Annotated in this window: 27 protein-coding genes; 16 read left to right on the forward strand and 11 right to left on the reverse strand. The window is 56.0% G+C overall.

Annotation, left to right across the window (positions count from 1 at the left end):
• Positions 1-9: 9 nt before the first annotated feature.
• From ACR0CW_RS16805 to ACR0CW_RS16815, 3 genes are all read right to left on the reverse strand, one after another.
• A complete protein-coding gene (locus ACR0CW_RS16805) occupies positions 10-1305 on the reverse strand; it encodes a flagellar hook protein FlgE (protein ID WP_480788669.1) in 1296 nt (431 codons plus the stop codon).
• Positions 1306-1402: 97 nt separating this feature from the next.
• A complete protein-coding gene (locus ACR0CW_RS16810; protein WP_480788670.1) occupies positions 1403-2242 on the reverse strand; it encodes a flagellar motor protein MotB in 840 nt (279 codons plus the stop codon).
• Positions 2243-2335: 93 nt separating this feature from the next.
• Positions 2336-3673: a FliI/YscN family ATPase gene (locus tag ACR0CW_RS16815; RefSeq protein ID WP_480788671.1), complete on the reverse strand. Its 1338-nt coding sequence runs from the start codon at positions 3671-3673 to the stop codon at positions 2336-2338.
• Between the two features lie 86 nt (positions 3674-3759).
• Here ACR0CW_RS16815 and ACR0CW_RS16820 point away from each other — a divergent pair, with 86 nt between their 5' ends.
• The 9 genes from ACR0CW_RS16820 to ACR0CW_RS16860 are packed head-to-tail and all read left to right on the forward strand — an operon-like array spanning position 3760 to position 8335.
• Entirely contained in the window at positions 3760-4149 is a 390-nt protein-coding gene (locus ACR0CW_RS16820; RefSeq protein WP_480788672.1) for a FlgB family protein, read from the forward strand.
• A 10-nt stretch (positions 4150-4159) separates the two neighbouring features.
• Positions 4160-4546 (forward strand): flagellar basal body rod protein FlgC, encoded by a 387-nt coding sequence (flgC, locus tag ACR0CW_RS16825; RefSeq protein WP_170336642.1) that lies wholly within the window; start codon positions 4160-4162, stop codon positions 4544-4546.
• Positions 4547-4558: 12 nt separating this feature from the next.
• Positions 4559-4849: a flagellar hook-basal body complex protein FliE gene (gene fliE, locus ACR0CW_RS16830; protein WP_480788673.1), complete on the forward strand. Its 291-nt coding sequence runs from the start codon at positions 4559-4561 to the stop codon at positions 4847-4849.
• A gap of 3 nt (positions 4850-4852) precedes the next feature.
• On the forward strand, positions 4853-5125 hold the full coding sequence (locus ACR0CW_RS16835; protein ID WP_155146712.1) for a flagellar biosynthetic protein FliQ: 273 nt from the start codon (positions 4853-4855) through the stop codon (positions 5123-5125).
• Positions 5125-5835, forward strand: coding sequence for a flagellar hook-basal body complex protein (locus ACR0CW_RS16840; protein ID WP_480788674.1), 711 nt, complete (start codon positions 5125-5127; stop codon positions 5833-5835). The genes ACR0CW_RS16835 and ACR0CW_RS16840 overlap by 1 nt, the downstream gene beginning before the upstream one ends.
• A gap of 24 nt (positions 5836-5859) precedes the next feature.
• A complete protein-coding gene (gene flgG, locus ACR0CW_RS16845) occupies positions 5860-6645 on the forward strand; it encodes a flagellar basal-body rod protein FlgG (RefSeq protein WP_480788675.1) in 786 nt (261 codons plus the stop codon).
• Entirely contained in the window at positions 6645-7061 is a 417-nt protein-coding gene (gene flgA, locus ACR0CW_RS16850; protein ID WP_480788676.1) for a flagellar basal body P-ring formation chaperone FlgA, read from the forward strand. Before flgG ends, flgA begins: the two co-directional genes overlap by 1 nt.
• A 2-nt stretch (positions 7062-7063) precedes the next feature.
• Positions 7064-7792, forward strand: a complete 729-nt coding sequence (gene flgH, locus ACR0CW_RS16855) for a flagellar basal body L-ring protein FlgH (RefSeq protein ID WP_155146708.1) — start codon at positions 7064-7066, stop codon at positions 7790-7792.
• A gap of 9 nt (positions 7793-7801) precedes the next feature.
• On the forward strand, positions 7802-8335 hold the full coding sequence (locus tag ACR0CW_RS16860; RefSeq protein WP_170336650.1) for a flagellar basal body-associated protein FliL: 534 nt from the start codon (positions 7802-7804) through the stop codon (positions 8333-8335).
• 42 nt (positions 8336-8377) lie between these two features.
• On the opposite strand, the gene ACR0CW_RS16865 is transcribed toward ACR0CW_RS16860, so the two are convergent.
• The 8 genes from ACR0CW_RS16865 to ACR0CW_RS16900 all read right to left on the reverse strand — a co-directional run bounded on the left by ACR0CW_RS16865 (position 8378) and on the right by ACR0CW_RS16900 (position 15567).
• Positions 8378-8773: a hypothetical protein gene (locus ACR0CW_RS16865; protein ID WP_480788677.1), complete on the reverse strand. Its 396-nt coding sequence runs from the start codon at positions 8771-8773 to the stop codon at positions 8378-8380.
• Positions 8770-9858, reverse strand: coding sequence for a flagellar type III secretion system protein FlhB (gene flhB, locus ACR0CW_RS16870; protein WP_480788678.1), 1089 nt, complete (start codon positions 9856-9858; stop codon positions 8770-8772). Before flhB ends, ACR0CW_RS16865 begins: the two co-directional genes overlap by 4 nt.
• A complete protein-coding gene (locus ACR0CW_RS16875) occupies positions 9855-10625 on the reverse strand; it encodes a flagellar biosynthetic protein FliR (RefSeq protein WP_480788679.1) in 771 nt (256 codons plus the stop codon). The genes flhB and ACR0CW_RS16875 overlap by 4 nt, the downstream gene beginning before the upstream one ends.
• Complete coding sequence (gene flhA, locus ACR0CW_RS16880; RefSeq protein WP_480788726.1) at positions 10622-12649, reverse strand: flagellar biosynthesis protein FlhA; 2028 nt, start codon at positions 12647-12649, stop codon at positions 10622-10624. Before flhA ends, ACR0CW_RS16875 begins: the two co-directional genes overlap by 4 nt.
• A 69-nt stretch (positions 12650-12718) precedes the next feature.
• On the reverse strand, positions 12719-13423 hold the full coding sequence (locus ACR0CW_RS16885; protein ID WP_480788680.1) for a lytic transglycosylase domain-containing protein: 705 nt from the start codon (positions 13421-13423) through the stop codon (positions 12719-12721).
• Between the two features lie 72 nt (positions 13424-13495).
• A complete protein-coding gene (locus ACR0CW_RS16890; protein ID WP_155146700.1) occupies positions 13496-13924 on the reverse strand; it encodes an Lrp/AsnC family transcriptional regulator in 429 nt (142 codons plus the stop codon).
• Between the two features lie 56 nt (positions 13925-13980).
• Positions 13981-15300 (reverse strand): MFS transporter, encoded by a 1320-nt coding sequence (locus ACR0CW_RS16895; RefSeq protein ID WP_480788681.1) that lies wholly within the window; start codon positions 15298-15300, stop codon positions 13981-13983.
• A 3-nt stretch (positions 15301-15303) separates the two neighbouring features.
• Positions 15304-15567, reverse strand: coding sequence for a metal-sensing transcriptional repressor (locus tag ACR0CW_RS16900; RefSeq protein WP_155146697.1), 264 nt, complete (start codon positions 15565-15567; stop codon positions 15304-15306).
• Between the two features lie 132 nt (positions 15568-15699).
• Here ACR0CW_RS16900 and ACR0CW_RS16905 point away from each other — a divergent pair, with 132 nt between their 5' ends.
• The 7 genes from ACR0CW_RS16905 to ACR0CW_RS16935 all read left to right on the forward strand — a co-directional run bounded on the left by ACR0CW_RS16905 (position 15700) and on the right by ACR0CW_RS16935 (position 20485).
• Positions 15700-16314, forward strand: coding sequence for a ribonuclease D (locus tag ACR0CW_RS16905; protein WP_368669799.1), 615 nt, complete (start codon positions 15700-15702; stop codon positions 16312-16314).
• The gene (locus ACR0CW_RS16910) at positions 16311-17279 is read left to right on the forward strand and encodes a KpsF/GutQ family sugar-phosphate isomerase (RefSeq protein ID WP_480788682.1); all 969 of its coding nucleotides are present in this window, start codon (positions 16311-16313) and stop codon (positions 17277-17279) included. The genes ACR0CW_RS16905 and ACR0CW_RS16910 overlap by 4 nt, the downstream gene beginning before the upstream one ends.
• 12 nt (positions 17280-17291) lie before the next feature.
• Positions 17292-17891, forward strand: coding sequence for an LPS export ABC transporter periplasmic protein LptC (gene lptC / locus ACR0CW_RS16915; RefSeq protein WP_170336666.1), 600 nt, complete (start codon positions 17292-17294; stop codon positions 17889-17891).
• Between the two features lie 3 nt (positions 17892-17894).
• Positions 17895-18386, forward strand: coding sequence for an LptA/OstA family protein (locus ACR0CW_RS16920; protein WP_480788683.1), 492 nt, complete (start codon positions 17895-17897; stop codon positions 18384-18386).
• Positions 18386-19144 carry an LPS export ABC transporter ATP-binding protein gene (gene lptB / locus ACR0CW_RS16925; RefSeq protein WP_155146694.1) on the forward strand — a complete coding sequence of 253 codons (759 nt, stop codon included), beginning with the start codon at positions 18386-18388 and terminating at the stop codon, positions 19142-19144. Before ACR0CW_RS16920 ends, lptB begins: the two co-directional genes overlap by 1 nt.
• Before the next feature lie 252 nt (positions 19145-19396).
• A complete protein-coding gene (hpf, locus tag ACR0CW_RS16930) occupies positions 19397-19960 on the forward strand; it encodes a ribosome hibernation-promoting factor, HPF/YfiA family (RefSeq protein ID WP_039541074.1) in 564 nt (187 codons plus the stop codon).
• Between the two features lie 60 nt (positions 19961-20020).
• A complete protein-coding gene (locus tag ACR0CW_RS16935) occupies positions 20021-20485 on the forward strand; it encodes a PTS sugar transporter subunit IIA (RefSeq protein ID WP_170336670.1) in 465 nt (154 codons plus the stop codon).
• Positions 20486-20516 lie beyond the last annotated feature (31 nt).

The raw sequence follows: 20516 nt of genomic DNA on the forward strand, positions 1-20516 counted from the left end.
CTAAGCTGATCAGCGTTTGATGTTGGTGGTTTCCTGCAGCATTTCATCGACTGTCTGTATGACTTTGGCGCTCGAAGAATAGGCGCGCTGTGTCTGGATCATCGATGTCAGTTCAGTTGCCACGTCGGTCGTCGATTCCTCGCGTGCAAATGAAACAAGGTCTCCGGTCGGGCCTTTGCCAGCGTCCCACAGGAAGAATTTGCCGCTGTCCCGCGATGGGGAATATGTCTGGCTGTCCAGGGCGTTCAGGCCGTTGGGATTGGGCACGTCCGCAAGCGGGATCTGGAACATGCGTCGGCTTTCGCCTGTGTCATAAAGCGCATAAACATAGCCGCTTTCGTCGACCTTCACGCTTGTCATCGTTCCCACGGCAGAGCCGTCACGGGTGATGGATACCGGGGCAAAAGTGTCCGACAGTTGGGTGATGCCGTTGGAATCACCGATCTGACCAATATTGATCTCCATCGGCCCGCCATCCACATTCACGACGAGACTGCCGGTGGCTGGATCATATGCACCACCGGACACCGTGGTAACGCTTGCCAGTGTTCCCCCCGCCGTGCGGCTGTCGGTGAAGGTCAACGTGTATTCTCCGATGATCGTCCCGCCCGATGCTGAATCGCGAAGGGTCATGGTCCATTCGTTGCTCGACCCGGTTGCAGGGACAGTTGGGCTCAGCTCAATGTTTACACTTTCTGACTTACCAAGATTGTCAAAATACTCGACTGACAAAGGTTGGTTGTCACCTGGTGCACCCGCATCAGTTGCTGTTGCGGGCAGGTTGAAGCGCAGATCCATCTTGGTCGTCGGAGAGCCTGAGAGTTTGTTGCGGCTGAACTGAACGGGCTCCAACGCTGCCGGAGTGTCACGCGGGACACTTGGGAACGATCCGTCTGGGGCCGCAGGCCAGCCAAGCAGCACTAGCCCGGATTCAGTCACCAGATACCCTTCGGAATTGGCGCGGAACGAGCCTGTGGTCGTCAGCAACATTTCTTTGGAACTTGAACCGATCTGAGAGCTGGACATAACCGGGAGCATCCCGCGCCCGCGTACGGCCAGATCCGTTGAATTGTTGGTGGTAATCAGCGAGCCACGTTGATCTATCAGACGCTGGCTGGTGGCCCGAACTCCCCCGGCCGAATAGGCGCCGCCCTGACCGGAATTGACCATCGAGTGGAAATCCGTCTCGACCCGCTTGTAGCCAAATGTCGATGAGTTGGCGATGTTATCGGAAATGGTGGCCAACCTGTTGGCGTTGGCTTTCAGAGCCGCCACACCAGCATTCAGCGAAGAGGAAATTGTCATCGGCACGCCCTTCTGTTGCGTCAATCGTCGCAGCAACTGGTAACGTGCCAGCCCTTAACACCGCGCTAACATGTAAAATGCGCCCTATCCTGATCGACTAAATGTTCCGCAGGAAGATGATTTCGATCCTGTTGTTTCGGGTTGCCATGGGATTCTCAGCCACGAGTTTTCGATCCGCATGGCCCGTGACGCGGTTTAATCGTTCTGTATCAACGCCTTTATCCTGCAGCAGCTGACGCACGACCTGTGCCCGTGATGTGGACAGATCCCATACCGGATTACGCGCCAAAACGATCGGGGATGAACGAACATGCCCATCCACGGCGACCGCGTTGGTCACAAGATCCGAGGATCGGGCAACCAATAGAGCCAGCGCCCGCATCATGTCGGTAGGATCATCCGTTCCCGATTCGAACAGCGGTTGATCGTCGGTATCGAACAGCTCCACGACCAGCCCTTCATCAGTGACGCGCGTAACTATGTGCTTGAGAACCTTATCTGACACCAAGCTTTCGCCCGTACGACCCAGCAATTGCGCCTCAAGCGAAGAGAAATCTTCGAATGCGCCTTTGCCGCCCCCTTTGGCATCAACGCCAGTAGACCCGCGTGCCTGTTTGGCCTCGGTCGGATTGCGATTGCTCGCGCCCGAGCCATCCATGACCATAGTCTTCTCAGAGAACATGTTGTTGCCGCCAAAGGCCCCGTCACCTCCGCCTGAAACCGGATTGACCGGGATCGTCGGCGAGAAATAGTCCGCCAGCCCCTTGCGTTGTTTTTCAGTCGTTGCGTTCAACAGCCACATCAACATGAAGAACGCCATCATGGCCGTGACAAAGTCGGCATATGCGACTTTCCACGCGCCACCATGGTGACCATCGCCACCGGACACACGTTTCTTCTTGATGATGATTGGCGCCGCATTGGATTGCGCACCCATCTCCACCACCTTTTTTATCACCCGCTTCCGAGGTAGCAGCGCAGGTCTTAAGGTGGACTTAACACTTAAAACTGTCTGGATTTGAGCCGATCCCTATCTGGGAAGACCTGCTGTGGCGCGCCGCAGGATCAGAGCCAGCCGATTAAAGCTGTTATTTATACCATCCGGATCGGTCTTTGCGAAAAAACCATCCAGTTCTTCATGGACCCGAACAGCCTGGTCCAACAGCGGGTCGGCGCCTTCGGCATAGAGACCTGCCTTGATCATAACCTCGGACTGTTCGTAGCTGCCGACAAGTTTTCGCGTTTCCGAGATGAGTTGGTTCTCCTCATCAGTGGCTGCCCTTGGCAGACTGCGCGAGACTGACCGACTGAGATCGATTGCGGGGAATCGGCCACGCTCCGCTATTTCGCGGCTGAGGACGACATGCCCATCCAGCACGCCGCGCAGAATATCGGCGACTGGTTCATCCATGTCCGACCCGGCGACCAGAACACTGAAGACAGCTGTGATATCACCCTGGTCCGACGTTCCGGGTCCGGCGCGCTCACACAGGTTGGCGATCAGAGGGGTTACGGATGGGGGGTATCCGCGCAGAGAAGGGGATTCGCCCATTGCGACTGCGATTTCACGGTGGGCTTCAGCGAATCGGGTAACCGAGTCTGCCAGGAACAGAACATTCAGCCCCTGATCGCGCAGAAACTCTGCGACAGACATCGCTGACCAGGCACAACGTCTGCGCGCCAAAGCCGACTGATCGGATGTGGCCGCGACGACAACTGACCGCTTCATCGCGTCAGGCCCCAGAGCAGAACCTACAAATTCGTTGATTTCGCGCCCACGCTCGCCCACCAGCGCGATAACCACCGCATCTGCCTGCATCGAGCGGGCCAGCGCTGCCAGTAACGAAGATTTTCCAACGCCCGATCCCGCAAACAATCCGACTCGCTGACCCTGAACAATTGGAAGAACCGTGTTGAGTATTGCCAGTCCGGTCGCCATCCGTTCTCCAAGTGGTTTACGCGCGACAGCAGGTGGTGGTGATTGCATGATGTCGCGACTGTGCACCCCGGCCAGCAGCGGTTTTCCGTCCAGTGGCTTACCAAACGGGTCGATCACCCGGCCCAGCCAGTGCAGTCCCGGGGCGAAGGCTGGTGATTGCTCCAGACAAACCCGGTCACCGAGGCTGACCCCATCGGGTGCGGCGCCCGGCAGCATATGAATTTGGTCGGAAGCGACGTGGAGAACTTCGCCAGAAAGATCTGGTCCCTCACGCCGCTGCAATGTCAGGCGATCTCCTGTTCGGGCCTGCTTGTTCAGGCCAGCGACCTCGATCACTCCGTTCGCAACGCCTGAAACGAGCCCGACATGTCGGACAGCTGTCATTCTGTCGAACTCATGTTTCAGAAGTATCGGGTCGAGATCGGTCATCGTGGATTCTCCAACGTTTGTTGAAAACGGTTTCTAAAGGAATCGGAGTTAAGCCTTGGTTGAAATCGATCGAGGGAGAAGCCCCGATGTTCTATGACCTGAACGTCTTTAAAACAGCGTACGCTATGGCAACCCATGCAGGGCAACGGCAGGCTGTCATCTCACGCAACATGGCTAATGCGGATACGCCGGGCTACCAGCCACGCGATATCGAGGCCTTTCAGACAGCTTTTGAAAACTCCGGTCGCGAAACCGCAATGGCCGCAACCCGGCCCAGCCATCTGCACGGTGGTGGCCTGGTCGGACAAACATGGGCCGAACACACGGCGAAGGCATCGTCTGATCCCAACGGCAACGGCGTTTCGTTGGAGGCAGAGATGCTGAAGGCGGTCGAGGTCAAACGGCAACATGATCGCGCCCTGGCCATATACCGTTCATCCATCGGCGTTCTGCGCACCAGTCTTGGCCGGGCCTGAGGGGTAGATCATGAGTGATTTTTCGCATTCCCTCAGTGCTTCGGCCAGTGCCTTGCGTGCACAAGCCGCAAGGTTGCGGCACGTGTCCGAAAACATCTCTAACGCCGATACGCCCGGGTACCGCCGCAAGACGGTCCCCTTCGAAGCGATTGATCAGGATGGCAAGCAGTTGGTGCAGGCTGGGCGCGTCAAACTCGATCGCCGGGACCTGAGCCGCATCTATGACCCCAGCCATCCGATGGCAGATGATACCGGCCATTATCGTGGTTCGAATGTCGATCTGATGATCGAGATCGCGGACGCACGCGAGGCGCAGCGCAGCTACGAAGCCAATCTCAAGATGTTCGACCAGACCCGTCAGATGTCGGCGAGTCTGATGGATCTGTTACGTAAATAAAGGAAAGCCAGAATGGATATCCGATCACTGAATGCCGCGCAAAGCTATGCATTTGCGCGCCCCGCTACACAGGCCGACCCCGATCACGGCGACATCGCGCAGGGACTGCGATCCACGTTTCAGGATTTTGCAGCAACATTGAAGCACGGCGAACAAGTCGCACAGTCTTCTATGGTGGGTCAGGCAGATCCGCATGCGCTGGTGCAGGCCTTGGCGCAGACGGAACTGGCAGTCGAAACAGCCGTCATAGTCCGCAACAAAGTGGTCGAGGCCTATCAGGAAATCCTGAGGATGCCGGTCTGATCAATGCTGAGCGAGGGTCTGTTCTATGACATCGTGCGCCAGGCGTTGTGGGTTGCGGTTATAACGTCGGTCCCGATCCTGGCGGTCGCACTGGTCTCGGGATTGGTCGTGGGTCTGTTTCAGGCTCTGACCTCAGTTCAGGAAATGACACTGACCTTCGTGCCAAAGCTGATCGCCATCGTGATCGTGTTCTGGATTTCGATGGGCTTCATGACCCAGACCCTCGTCACTTTCTTCACATCGACAATCATCCCACTCATCGCAGGAGGGCGCTGATGGACACCGCCTATGTCACCTTGTCCCGACAATCGGGTCTCATGAATGAAATGCGGCTGGTGGCGAACAACATCGCCAACGCAAATACGACCGGTTACCGGCAGCAGGGGCTGGTTTTCTCGGAATTTATCCGGGACATGCCCGATAACCCCTCACTGTCCATGAGCCGAGCAGAGGCGCGCAATACTTCGTTTCAGCAGGGCGTTTTGACCGAGACCGGCGGACAATTCGATTTCGCGATCGAAGGAGATGGTTTCTTCATGATCGAAACACCCTCTGGGAACCGCCTGTCGCGGGCCGGCAGCTTTTCCCCGAACGCCGAGGGCGATCTGGTGACAATGGACGGTCACCGTGTGCTGGACAGCAATGGAGCCCCGGTTTTCATTCCACCTGATGCGGCATCAATCGATGTCGGCAGCGATGGGACGTTGAGTGTGGACGGCCAGTTGTTGGGCCAAATCGGTGTGTACCAAGTGGCCAATCTCAACGAACTGGTGCGTGAAGGCAGCACCCTGTTTCGGCCGCAGGGTGATGTGGAGCCTGTCGAGCAGCCGGTCGTTCTTCACCGGTTCCTCGAAGGATCGAACGTCAACGCCATCGAGCAAGTGACCCGCCTCGTCGAAATACAGCGCGCCTACGAACTGGGGCAGAGCTTTCTGAAATCCGAAGACGACCGGGTTCGGGGAGCATTCAAGGCCCTGATGCGCTGATCAGAAAACACAGGAGTACACCATATGCGTGCCTTGAAAATTGCCGCGACCGGCATGACCGCGCAGCAGATGCAGGTCGAAACCATCTCGAACAACCTCGCGAATATGAGCACCACAGGCTACAACGCCCGGCGCGCTGAATTTGCAGATCTGCACTATCAGCAGATGTCCCGAGCCGGAACTGTCAACGCCAACGACGGGACGGTTTTGCCGACGGGCATTCAATTGGGGCTTGGCGTCCGGCCTGCTGCGGTAACGGTACAGCTGGCTCAGGGTGCGCTGACCGCGACCGGGAGCGATCTGGACATTGCGATCGAAGGCCGTGGATATCTGGAGGTCAGTATGCCCAATGGGCAGCCCGGATATACCCGCGATGGCAGTCTGAAACGATCAGCTGAGGGGTTGATCGTGACGTCCGATGGATATGCTGTTGCACCGGAAATCACGATTCCGGATGACGCCCGATCCATCTCGATCAATGCCTCGGGTGAGGTCTACGCATATTTCGCCGACGCCGCTGAAGGACAGCTGTTGGGCGAGCTGACACTGGCCAGTTTCTCGAACGCCAAGGGTCTGGAGGCGGTCGGCAGCAATCTGTTCAAAGAGACCGAGGCATCCGGTGCGCCGGTGGTCGGTACTCCGGGTGAGGACGGGTTGGGTACGTTGCGACAGGGTTACCTGGAAGGCAGTTCCGTTGATGCTGTGCGCGAATTGACAGAGCTGATCGAAGCGCAGCGCGGTTACGAAATGAACTCAAAGATCATTTCAGCCGTCGACCAGATGATGGGTGCCACAACGCAGGTAAGATGATGCGAATCCTGTTCCTGATAGCTCTGCTTCTTGTACCGATGATGGCTCACGCTGACATAGTCGTCTCGGTCCGTACCATTCGCGCCAAGGAAGTGATTTTGGCGTCTGATCTGGAAATCAAATCAATAGATGTAGAGGGGGCGGTGGCGGATCCGGGCATCTTGGTAGGGAAGGAGGCCCGGATTGCTTTGTATCCCGGTCGGCCCATTCGGGCAGCGGATGTCGGTCCGCCAGCAATCGTGGATCGCAACGATCTGGTCACTCTTGTTTTTGGCCGGGCGGCGCTATCGATCACGGCCGAAGGTCGCGCCCTTGGTCGCGGCGCAGTGGGCGATCGTATCCGGGTCATGAATCTTTCATCCCGAACTACAATCACAGGTCGCATTCGGCCTGACGGGCAAATTGAGGTTAACTGAAAATGAGATTTACCAAACTTACGATATGCGCCGTGCTAGCTGTCTCTGCTTGTGGTCGTCTGGATCACCTTGGCAAACCCCCCAGCCTGACGCCGAACACGGATTCACCCGAACATGTTGCAATGCTCTGGCCCGGGCTGCCATTGCACACGCAACCTCAGCGTACAGTCGACCGGTCATCGCTTTGGAGTGGGGGGCAACACTCGCTCCTTGGTGATCAGAGGGCAATCAAAAAAGGGGACATCATGACGGTCGTGATCGAGTTGGATGAAAAGGCTGAGATCACGAATGATACAAACCGGTCGCGCACCGGGTCAGAAAGCCTCGCTGTACCTGAGCTGTTTGGTTTGCCGCAACGTGCGGCTGATCAGTTACCAAACGGGGCATCACTGGACGAGGCGGTTTCGATTGATTCTGCTTCGGTCAGCAAGGGCAAGGGATCAGTCAAACGCAAAGAAAAGCTGACGCTCCGAGTGGCAGCCACTGTGATTGATGTACTGCCCAATGGGGTCCTGTCGATCGCCGGATCGCAGGAGTTGCGAGTGAATTTCGAGCTTAGGGAGTTGTTGGTCTCGGGTTACGTCCGGCCCGAGGACATCTCGCGTCAAAATGAAATCACCTATGACAAGATCGCGTCTGCCCGGGTGTCCTATGGCGGTCGTGGACAGATCACAGATGTCCAGCAACCGCGCTATGGGCAGCAGATACTTGATACCGTGTTGCCGTTCTAAGGTGCTGATGTGATCAAGAAACTAGTTCCCGTAGCTTTCCTTCTGGTTGGTTTGGCCGTTGGTGTTGGGGTCGGAGTGTTTTTAACGCCTGCTCAGAAAGCCGATGCTGAAAAAGGGTCACAAGATTCAGAGTACAAAGAGGCCAAGGGCGAAGATAAGTCCAACGCCAAAAAGCTGGATTCCGACCCCAAAAAATCGATGGAAAAGTCAAAGACTGAGGATTTTGAGTATCTAAAGCTTACCAAGCAGTTTGTTGTCCCGGTGGTGAACAGCGAAGAGATATCGGCTCTTGTGACAATGTCGGTCAGCCTGGAAACTCGTCCGGGTATTTCCGAAGCGTTTTATGCCGTGGAACCAAAATTGCGGGACAGCTTTCTGCAGGTGCTGTTTGATCATGCAAATACGGGCGGGTTTGACGGCAATTTCACCCATTCGGACAATCTGTCTGTTCTGCGAAAATCCTTGCTGGAAGTCGCGCAAAAGGACTTGGGCGATGACGTGTCACGTGTTCTGATCATGAGTGTTAGTCGGCAGGACACATGAAACTATAGTTGGCGGATTATCATAATGCGCCGACTGCAGATTTCAGAGGTCCAGTTGCTCCAATAGAGCCCTCTGTTGCAGGCTCTGGTGTTTCTTTCGAAGCCGCTGGGAAAGGCTGGCAACCGCCTGCTTCTTACCAAACGCCAGTTTTAGTTCCTCCATTGCTGTAATTTTTTGGGAACGGATTCGGGCCAACTCCATATTGAGCTGCCGCCGTGTGGCGGACTCCCAACTACCCCAAAGAACATCAGTTCCTGTGACCCGGTAACCATCAGTGTCAGAGCTGCCTGCGCGCACCTCTGCTACCTGAGCGTCTAGATTCGAGAGCTGTTTCTGTATGTGAGCTTCGGCTTCGAAAAGCGGTCGAAGCTTCTGATATTCTCTCTGAAACGCAGCATCCGTCACGGCTGCAAGGTTCGTGATGTGCACCTGTGTCATCTGATTTGACCTTTGGCCCGTTTACGCATCGCTTCGGCAAACCGAATGGCGGCAGCGACTGGGCGATAGTGCTCCTCCGCGATCTCTTGCCCGATCTCGACGGTCGCGTGTATCGCCCGCGCGGTAGGGGGATCGGAATGGATCGGAACACCCGCTTCTCCGGCCACAGCACGTATCGATGCCGCGACTTCGTCTACGCCCTTGGCTACACAAACAGGCGCAGACCCAGTTGCTCGTGACCATTTCAGCGCGACCGCGTAGTGAATTGGATTGACGATAATCACATCGGCCTTTGGCACATCGGCCATCATCTGGTTCGTCGCGATGTCCTGGGCTCGTTGGCGTCGTTGTTGCTTCATATGCGGATCACCTTCGGCATCCTTGGATTCATCCTGAAGCTCTTTTCGGGACATACGGTTCTTCCGCATGTGTTCCGAGTATTGCCATAGATAATCTACCACACCGATAATCAGAGCGACTGCAATCACAATGAATAAGAACCGGAACAGCAGGTTCATCATCAGCAGGATCGAGGATTTTGCCGGTGCGGCAGAGGCAGACAATATGTCCGTAAGGTTGGATCGAAGAAAAAGCGTCAGGCAGGTGCCGTAGATAAGCAGTTTGACGAAACTCTTGGTGAATTCGAAAAGACCGCCGCGTCCAAATTTGTTTTTGGCATTCGAGGTGATTGATATGCGGGACAGACGTGGTTTGAGTTTGCTCGGCGCGAAGATCAGGGCGCGCTGTGCGATCAGGCTTAGTAAAACTGCGGTGGCCGGTAGGGCGAACAACACCGAAACCGGAAGCAGAGCCGCCGACAACAGTCCAGCGACGGGCCCTGCTGCAGGACCCGTCGTGATGAGCGATGATATTTGATGCGATTGATCAATTAAGACCACAAACACCGTGCCCAATTCCTGGGCTGCATATGATCCGGCGGTCAGCAGGGCAATCAGCAATCCAGCATAGCTGGCAACAACAGACAGGTCATTGGATTTGGCAACCTCACCCTTTTCGCGGGCTTTCTGCAGCTTTTGCGGGGTGGGTTCGAATGACTTGTCGCTGTCGTCGTCTGCATCGCTCATGGAACACCTATTGGGTTGCCCAAAAAGTCGAACAAGGCATGGGACCAGACTGAAAGGATCAGCGGTGTTCCGGCAAACAGCAAAAACAGTCCCGCGAACGTAATTGCTGGAGCACCGACAAAGGCGACCATGAGTTGTGGCATGGCCCGGTTAATCACGCCGAGCGCAAGATTGTAGATCAGCGAAGCGATGACAAATGGTGTTGCCAGAGCAAAGGCCAGTCCGAAGCTGCGCGAAACTTGCATCACTCCCCAACCAGACAGATCGGGTGCAGGTAGCACTGTGCCCATGGGGAACAGCGTATAGCTATGGATCAGGAACTGAGCTGCGCGAATATGTATACCCAGCAAAGCTGCCAGCGCCAGTCCCGCGATCGTCAACAGATATCCCATGGCTGGTACGGGTTCGACTGCCGCCCCACCAAGGATCTGGGACAGAGATGTTGCCTGAGCTGCAATGGAGCCGGCGGTTTGCAGGGCCAGAACGAACAGCCGCAAACCCATGCCTAATGCCAGACCGGTCAATATCTCGCTCCCGATCAAAGTGATCATGGACCAAAATGCAGGCGCGATCTCTGGGGTCTGCAGAGCAGGCGCAACGATAATGGTAAAAGCCGCAGCGATGCCGAGTTTGACGCGCACAGGGATGCTTCGTTCGCCAAATGTCGGCAGGAGCGAAACCAGAGCCGAGACGCGCAGAAAAACGGCAAACATCTGCCATAAACCTTCGCCCAAATGCGCAAGTAACTCAGGTGGTATGGCGATCATGCAGGAACGGTTCCAACCAGGGCGGGTCGCGCTTCGAGGCCGATCTCTTCAAATGAGAGGACCGGGTTTGAAACACCCCGAGCGTGCATGATAGTGCGTAGCAATCTTCGGCGTCGGGTCGACGTCACCAGCGCAGGAAACAGCCCGTTGTCAGCCGATTGAGCGACGCTGCTAACAACGCCATCTGCGAGTTTGTTAAACAGGTTCGGCGGCAGGGCTACGTCCAGCCCGGCATTTGGCGCATCGATCTGATAACTGGCAAATGTATCCTCCCATTCCGGGGCCAGCTGGATCAGGGGGATCGATCCATCTTCGCGCTTCATGTCAGACACCAACTGAAAGCCCAGTCGTTGCCTCACCAATTCACAGATTGCTTCGGGTTGCGTTGCAGTCAGGCGGGCTTCGGCGATGCTTTCCAGAATCAGCGCCATGTTTCGTATGGACACCCTCTCCTCAAGCAGCAGTCGCAGAACCGCGTGCAGGGTATCGATTGGAACCTTGTCCGGGATAAGTTCATCCAGAAGTTTGCGATTGGCCTCGGCGCGGATCGGGTCACTGAGACGTGTCATTTCCGACAAAAGCTTGCGCAACGATTTCAGGGTTAGCAGACGCGGGAAATTCTGTTTGATGATCTCAAGCAGGTGGGTGGCCAATATCTCGGGCGGGGTGACAATGGTTGCACCGCTCATTGCTGCCGCCTCTTGGTCTTTGGGCAGAATCCAGCGGGCGGGGGCGCCGTAGACCGGTTCAGTTACATCATTTCCTTCCGGCAACAGATCCAGATCATCCTGAACCAGCGCCAACACAAGATCAGGATTCAGAACTCCTCGTGCCTGTTCAACTCCCTGCACCCGGACCACATAAGTGCCCATTGGCAGATCCGCGCGATCCGTCAGGCGTATCTCGGGCAGGATCAGGCCAAAACTTGAGGCAACATAGGTGCGCATGTTGGCGATACGTGCGTCCAGACCGGTGCCGGGATTCAGAACCATGCTGACCAGATCAGGTGCGAATTCCAGATGCACATCATCCAGATCCAGAATGTCACCTATCGCCTGAGAGACGGGCGCGTCCGCTTCCGGCGACGGGGTCTCGGCCATAGCCTGAGCGGTTCTCTGTTTCTGATAGACGTTATAGGCAGCGTATCCCAATACGCTTGCGCCAAGGATGAACGGCAGAAACGGCAAACCGGGTACCAGCGCAAACAGCACCATCAGGACCGCAACAGTCCCCAGCGCAGCGGGATGTTTGCCCAGTTGCGAAAAGATGGCATTGTCTGTTGCCCCCTGGGTGCCACCTCGCGCCAGCAGCAATGCGGATGCGATTGATATAATCACCGCCGGAATTTGAGAAACCAGACCGTCACCCACTGTTAGAATAGCGTAGGTTTCAAAGGCTGAAGTGACCGGCATTCCGTGCGCGATCACGCCCATCACCAGCCCCATCACCAGATTGAGCAGCGTGATCAACAGTCCTGCGATTGCATCACCTTTGACAAATTTCGATGCGCCATCCAATGAGCCGAAGAACGTGGTTTCCTGCTGCTCGCGTTCCCGACGTTCCTTGGCCTGTTGATGGTCAATGGCCCCCGCAGACATATCGCTGTCGATGGCCAGCTGTTTGCCGGGCATACCATCCAGCGCAAAACGGGCACCAACCTCGGCCATACGGGCCGCGCCCTTGGTTATGACCATGAAATTCACGATCAGCAGCACGCCGAATACAACCAGCCCCAGAAAGATGCTGCCGCTCATGACAAACTGAGCAAAACCTTCGATGACGTCGCCAGCTGCATTTGGTCCGGTATGTCCCTGACCTATGATCAGTTTGGTAGAAGAAACATTCAACGACAGACGCAGCATCAGGGACGCCAACAGGATCGTCGGAAAGGAGGAAAAATCCAGTGGCCGTTCAATGAACAAGGTCAGCGTAAAGATCAGGATTGCCAGCGCGAATGAGGCCGCAAGGCCAACGTCCAGAACCCAGGCGGGCATCGGCAGAATCATCATGACGATGATCGTCATCAATGCCAGTGCCAATAAAACAGTGGGCGAGAACAGGGAACGGGCGTCGATGCGAGGCACGTAAAGCTCCTAGTTGAAAGCGATAAAGGCGGAGGTCGATCCGGCGGTCGGTACCAAAGACCCAAGCGGGCGCTGCTGTGATTGAGACTGCACTGGGTGAAGAGGGATCAGGGGTGCAGCAGCAGCCGTGAACGGATCGCGACTGCTGCCCCTAACGTACGTTGGCAACGTGCCATCCAATTGCGCCAGAATAGTCTGAAAACGGGCCGAATATGCATCGGCAAGTTCTGGTGTTCGGGAGTGATAGGCTCCTGCAGCGGCGGGCCAAGATCCAAGCTCGATATAAAGCTCCTTGAGGAACCGCGCTGCATAAGTTGCATTCTTATCCGGATCGAACATCGCATCAATCGAACGGAATGCTTTGCCATGCCAGCGGTAGTTGATCTGGAAGCAACCAACATCGAAACTGCGCGCACCGGATTTGAAGACCTCAAAGAGATAGGACTTGGCTTCGATCTCGGAGTTGAACCAGAAGCCCCTGCCGTTCAGATTGATTGTCCAGGGCCAGGGTTGCAGATGATCATCCCGCATACGCCCGGTTTCGACCCGGGTGATCGCCTGCAGGATTTCGAGTGGTACACCTTCTGAGCGTGCAGCGCGCTGGGCGGCCTGATCACAGATCCCGCCAGTTCGGGCATCTGGCATGGCAAAGGCCACATGTGCCACCAACGCTTGCGAGAAAATCAGGAGAAGTGGGAATTTGATATCTGGCATTCTGCCGGTCCGGGATTCTGATCGATCCCGAACAAACTAGCAAACTATCGGTTTACAGACGGTTATCGCGTCTCAGCTTCGATCGATGCGACGACCGAATACGACGCTGGTATTCGTGCGCAGGACGCCTGGGATTTTGGCCAGGTCGTCGACCAGAATGTCCAGATCTTCGATCCGAGGCGCTTCTGCCGACAGCAGCAGGTCAAACTCGCCATTGATCGAGAGGCACAGCTTGACTTCCGGGTAGGCCTCAAGCCGTTTGATGATGCGGGTGGTTTCTTTCTGCTGGACTTCCAGCAAAACGATGACCTGAACCTTTGGTGTATCCTCGGCCTGACGCAGCTTTACCGAATAGCCAGCGATCACGCCGCGCTCTTCCATACGGCTGATGCGCTCATGAACGGTTGTTCGGGCAACCCCAAGCGTCGCGGCGATGCGGGTGGTCGAGTCGCGCGCGTTATGTTGCAGGGCGGCAATGATGCGACGGTCTAGCTGATCCATGAAAGCTCCGAGTCGGGCAGGGCGTAACCCGGTTTATGGCAGTTTGGCGCCCATGCTCAAGATTTGCGCGGATAGCTGGGGTGCAGATCATCGATAATGATAGGGTGTTCGTGGGTGGCTGAACCGGCCACATGTGGGTGATCCTTTGGAAGATCGGGGTGGTCATGCTGGACCGGACCATGATCAGTGCGCGGCCACGCGATCAGCGCGCCAAGAACCCCAAAGACTGCGGCGGTCGCCATCCAGGCCAAAGCAACAGTTGCGCCATAACTGGTCATGAGCCACCCAGCCATCGGATAGAGCACCAGCCAGCAGGCGTGAGACAGGGTGAACTGCGCGGCAAACACCGCCGGACGATCTTCTGCATGGGCCGAGCGGGTAAGCAAACGCCCAGATGGTGTCAGGGTTGTAGAGTATCCGAAGCCCACAAAGGCCCAGATCAACGTTAGCAGCATCAAAGAAACAGGAATTGCAGCCGCAAGCAGGGCCGCAATTGCCATCGCCGCAGTTCCCAGAGCTGCACCGGTCAGCATAACCTTGCGATCTTCGATTTTTTGCAGCAGTGGGGGCAGTGCAAAGGCCGCCAACATGGAACCTCCACCAAATCCGGCAAGTGCGACGGCGACGGCGCTTTCGGAGAGGCCTAGATCAGTGCGCACGATCACGACTGTGTTGACGATGACCATCGAACTCAGCGCTGCAGCACTCCAGCTGAGGGCCAGCAAACCGCGCAGCCGCGGCGTTTTCAGATAAATGCGAATGCCGCGCGTCGTGCGGTCGTATATCCCACGACGCTCTTTTGGTTTTGGCGAGGGGAGTGTGACCGATACAACCAGCAGCGCCGAGGCGACAAAACCAATGCTGGTGCCCCAGAACAGGCTGTCAAAGCTGACCAGCAAAAGCAGCGCAGCGGCCAGCATTGGGCTGAGCAGGCTTTCCATATCAACGGCCAGGCGGGACAGGGACAGCGCTTTGGTATAATCCTGCTCATCCGGCAGAACATCGGGAATCGTCGCCTGAAAGGCGGGGGTAAATCCTGCAGAAGCCGATTGCAGTACGAAAATCAGAACATAGACCTGCCAGACCTCAGTGACGAACGGCAGGCAGACAGCAACCGCTGCACGCACAAGATCCAGCGCGACCAACATCTTACGTCGATCCAGTTGTTCTGCGAAAGCCGCCGCTAATGGGGCGATTGTGACATAAGCCACCATTTTGATGGTCAAAGCTGTCCCTAGAACCATACCCGCAGCATTTCCGGCCAGATCATAAGCCAGCAGGCCCAGCGCAATCGTGGCCAGTCCGGTTCCCGTCAGGGCGACAATCTGTGCCGCGAACAGATGGCGGTAAGTGCGATTTCTGAGAATGCTCAGCATTGGTTACAGGTACTTTGTGATGGTTTTGAAATCGTCGATGCCGGAGCGGTCACTGTTGGTCTCGGGCGAGAGGCAGTGATCGATATGATCATGGATCAGAACACGCTTGGCATTGGTTATGGCTTTTTCGACCGCAAACAGCTGCTGCGCAATGTCGGCACAGGGTGCGTGATCTTCGAGCATGGCAATAACCTTGGCCAGATGCCCATGTGCACGTTTCAGACGCGCCGTGATCTGTGGATGAGATTCGTGTGTGTGGTTCGTCATGGGTTATCCTTATCCCCCCCATGGGGATATTGTCAATTCGGGCACGCTCAGTCGGCGGGCTTGTACCGAGAGCGTTGAGTTTATGGGCCAAACCTCCTATCTCGGGGTCGATACCGCACAAAGGAATTTTTCGTGGCCAACCACCTGTACAAGAATGACCTGCCGGATGGGCTGGATCTGGGTCCCGTCGTAGCGATCGATTGTGAAACCATGGGGCTGAACCCGCATCGGGATCGCCTGTGTGTGATCCAGATGTCGGGCGGTGATGGCAACAGCCACATCGTTCAGGTCGAAAAGGGGCAAGCTGCAGCACCAAACCTTTGTGCCATGCTTGAAAACCCCAACGTGTTGAAATTGTTTCATTTCGGACGTTTCGACATCGCCGCGATGTATCATGCGTTCGGCGCGTTGGCGGCCCCGGTTTATTGCACCAAGATCGCAAGCCGGCTTGTACGCACCTATACCGACCGTCACGGTTTGAAGAACCTGTGTCAGGAATTGCTGGGTATCGACATCTCGAAACAACAGCAAATGAGCGACTGGGGAGCTGAAACACTGACAGATGCCCAGCTGGAATATGCCGCATCAGACGTTCTTTATCTGCACCGCCTGCGGGACGAGTTGAACAAACGTCTGGATCGCGAGGATCGGGCTGAGATGGCCCAAGCCTGTTTTGATTTTCTGCCGATGCGTGCGAAACTTGATCTCGCTGGCTGGCCCGAAACGGATATTTTTGCGCACTCATGACCGACAACGAGTCTTTTCTGAAAACCGCAAAGCAGGTCGTCACTGACGAGGCCCGCGCGCTTGATGCTCTTGCGGGCAGCCTCGATCAGGATTTTGCCGAAGCGGTGCAGATGATCCTACAGGCTACGGGCCGCATCATCGTCAGCGGTATCGGCAAGTCTGGCCACATTGGTCACAAGATTGCTGCAACGCTGGCCAGCACCGGCACGCCTGCCTATTTCGTGCATCCGGCCGAGGCCAGCCATGGCGATTTGGGCATGTTGTCCAAGGGCGATGTTGTCCTCGCGATTTCGAATTCGGGAGAAGCGCCTGAACTGGCAAATCTGCTGGCCTTTACACGGCGTTTCGGAATTCCGTTGATCGGATTGTCCAGCAAGCCCGAAAGCACATTGATGAAACAGGCGGATGTGCATCTGCTGATCCCATCGATGGGCGAGGCCTGTGGGTTTGGCATGGTGCCATCCATATCGACAACACTGACGTTGGCTATGGGCGACGCCTTGGCCATCGCGTTGATGAAGTATCGTGACTTCAAGCCCGAGAATTTCCGGGATTTTCATCCGGGCGGCAAACTGGGCGCACAGCTCAGCAAAGTGCGTGATTTGATGCACACCGATATTCCTGTCGTTCCGGCTGGTACGCAGATGAGCGAAGCCCTGTTGGTCATGAGCCAGAAGGGGTTTGGTGTTGTTGGTGTGACCGGCGAGAATGACCGCTTGTTGGGCATCGTCACTGACGGGGACCTTCGCCGCCATATGCAGGGGCTTCTGGATTTGACTGTCGATGAGGTCATGACAACTGATCCCCGCACAATCGGTCCCGACGAGCTGGCTGAAGGTGCGGTGGCATTGATGACCATGCAAAAACCGAAAATCACATGTCTGTTTGTTGTTGATCCCGCGTCTGGTGGTCGGGCTGAGGGCATCCTGCACATCCATGACTGTCTGCGGGTCGGTTTGGGCTGACGGGAGGCTGAGGTGGACCGTTATTCACGTATGGTGCAACTCCTCAAGGTTTTGCTGCCTCTGGCGGCAATCCTGTTGCTGTCCACTGTTTTTCTGCTGTCCAGAAGTATCGAGACTAATGTCTCTGTGCCCTTCACCCAGCAGGATATCGACGCGCGCCTCGCGGACCAGTTGGTGACACGCCCCCACTATCGGGGAACAACCCGCAAGGGCGAGGACATTCAGGTCGAGGCTATTCAGGCAACACAGGGCACCAATGGTGATGTTCCGACAGCCACTGAGTTCACCGGCCGCTTTGGGTTACTGAATGGTGGAGTAATCACTCTGGATTCCAATACCGGCTCGATCCGTCCGGACAAGGGGACCGCTACTTTTGTCGGGGATGTGGTCATTACCACAACCGACGGTATCCGGGTGACGACTGATTTGCTGAACACTTCGCTTGATGAAATCCGCGGCGACACACCGGGTCAGGTCGATGGAACCGGTCCGATCGGCAATTTTACGGCAGGTCGCATGACCTTCGGGACAGAAAAAAAAGACGGTCCGGTCCATATTCTTTTTACAGATGGCGTTAAGTTGGTATATGAGCCGGAAAAAGCAGAAAGATAACCTGTGTTTGATTTACGTGTAGTCCCAGTTTGCATTGCCCTGGCCTTTGGCGCGGTATCAGCGACCGCCCAGGAAACGCAGGTTGCGTTTGGTTCGGCCAAGGCCGACCCTACACTGCCGGTCGAAGTCACCTCTGAGACGCTCAACGTAAACCAGGAAGACGGTTCAGCCGAATTCATCGGCGACGTCATCGTTATTCAGGGTGAAATGCGCCTGACGGCAGAGCGGGTGCTGGTGATCTACAACGAAGGCCGATCTGCGATCGAACGCATGGAGGCCACCGAGAATGTGGTTCTGGTCAGCCCACCGGACGCTGCTGAAGGTGACTGGGCCGAATACACCATCGATTCAGGTGTGATTGTTATGAAAGGCAACGTGTTGCTGACGCAGGGGCCGAGCGTAATCAGTGGCGATGAGATGGTTGCGAATCTGACGTCGGGAACCGCAACCATGTCTGGTCGCGTGAAGACAATTCTTCAACCGGGTGGGAATTGATGAACCAGCCGAAACTGTCTGTCGCTGAAGGATCATCCGGTCTGCGCATTGAAAAGCTGCGCAAGTCCTATCGTAAAAAGACGGTAATCCGCGACGTGACCATGACGCTCGACCGGTCTGAAGTCGTCGCGCTGCTTGGGCCGAATGGCTCCGGCAAGACAACGACCTTTTATTCCGTGGCCGGCCTGGTCTTTCCCGAAGCTGGTACCGTCACGATCGACGGACAGAATGTGACTACCCTGCCGATGTACCGTCGCGCCCGCATGGGAATCGGATACCTGCCGCAGGAAATGTCGATCTTTCGCGGCATGAGCGTCGAAGACAACATTGCAGCGGTTCTTGATATCACGGTCAATCATGCGCATCGGCGCAAAGAGCGTCTGGAAGAACTGCTTTCGGACTTTTCAATCGAACATCTGCGTCGTGCTCCGGCGCTGGCTTTGTCTGGTGGTGAACGCCGTCGCGTTGAAATTGCACGCTGTCTTGCTGCAGATCCTAAATACCTGCTTTTGGATGAACCTTTTGCCGGTGTTGATCCCATCAGTGTCGGCGACATCCGGCATCTGGTGGCTGATCTTAAAAAGCGCGGAATTGGTGTTCTGATTACGGATCATAACGTGCGGGAAACGCTGGAAATTGTGGATCGCGCTTATATCCTGCATGACGGTCAGGTTCTCATGTCTGGCACACCGGATGAGGTGGTCGAAAACGAGAATGTGCGCCGAGTTTATCTGGGTGAAAACTTCAGAATCTCATAGGCTTGCGCGGAATTGCGCCGGTTGCATGGCGGAAATCGCGTATATACACACCTGTTTTGATTGACTCTTCCCTCGCCTCTTGGCTCAATTGGTGCATGGCATTTTTTCGGTTCCAGTCTGGATCTCGATGTCCCTTCTTCGAAGGGCAGGTCCGGAGACTACCACAAAAAATGTCGCTACCCCCCACCCGATAAAAACAAGTTCGTCACGTAACGTGACGTCAGAATGGGTGTGAATTGTGAAGGAGATCACATGCGTTACCAAATCAGCGGAAAACAGATCGACATCGGCGCGGCCCTGCAGACCCACGTGCAGACCGAGCTGGGCGAGGTCGTAGGCAAGTATGCCCAGCGGCCAACGGACGCCAACGTCGTCTTTTCCCGTTCAGCGCATGAATATGTATGCGAAACCACAGTGCATCTTTCCACTGGCCTGACGGCTCAGGCCAAGGCTCACGCAACCGAAATCTACGCAGCTTTCGAAGGGTGCTGCGACAAGATGGAAACACAGCTTCGGCGCTACAAACGTCGGCTGAAGGACCATCATAAGGATCGTTCTGAGCCTGTTGAACTCTTCGGGGCCTCGTCATATATCCTCGCCTCTGACGAATCGGAGACGGCCGACGAACCCGAATCCCTGCAGCCAATGATCGTGGCTGAGATGGAAACGAAGATTCCATCGCTGAGTGTGGGTGAGGCTGTCATGCAAATGGAACTTGCAGGTGCACCTGTACTTGTGTTCCGGAACGAGAATAAGGACGGATTGAATGTCGTGTACCGTCGGGAAGACGGAAACATCGGCTGGATCGATCCTTAAGAGGCAAGGATAGCGGCGAACCCCCGCATATCAGCGGGGGCGTCGCCATGGAGCGTTATCATGGAGCTTTCGAGCATTCTGAAGCCCGAGGCAGTGCGTGTTCTGTCGGCCGCTTCCAGCAAGAAGCGGTTGTTTCAGGAAATCGGCGATGTCGCAGCAGGCACGCTTGGGCTTGAGGCACAGGAAGTTGTGGACAATCTGCTTGAGCGCGAAAGCCTCGGCCCGACTGGTGTTGGGCATGGGGTGGCGCTGCCGCACGCCCGTCTGCCGGGTTTGGAGTCGGTAGCCGGTGTCTTCGTGATGCTGGAAAAGCCAATCGATTTTGGCTCGGTCGATCGCCAGCCTGTTGATTTGGCATTTTCCCTGTTTGCTCCCGAAGATGCGGGTGTGGACCATCTGAAGGCGCTTGCATTGGTATCACGCACACTCAGAGATACTGCAGTTTGTGCAAAACTCAGGGCCAATCCCGATCCGGTGAAGCTCTACGCGATTCTGACGGCCGCGCAGTCTATGCAAGCTGCTTAATCACTGCCAAATACAAAAAAAGACCCCCTGT

Source organism: Ruegeria sp. CH6 (assembly GCF_056537005.1).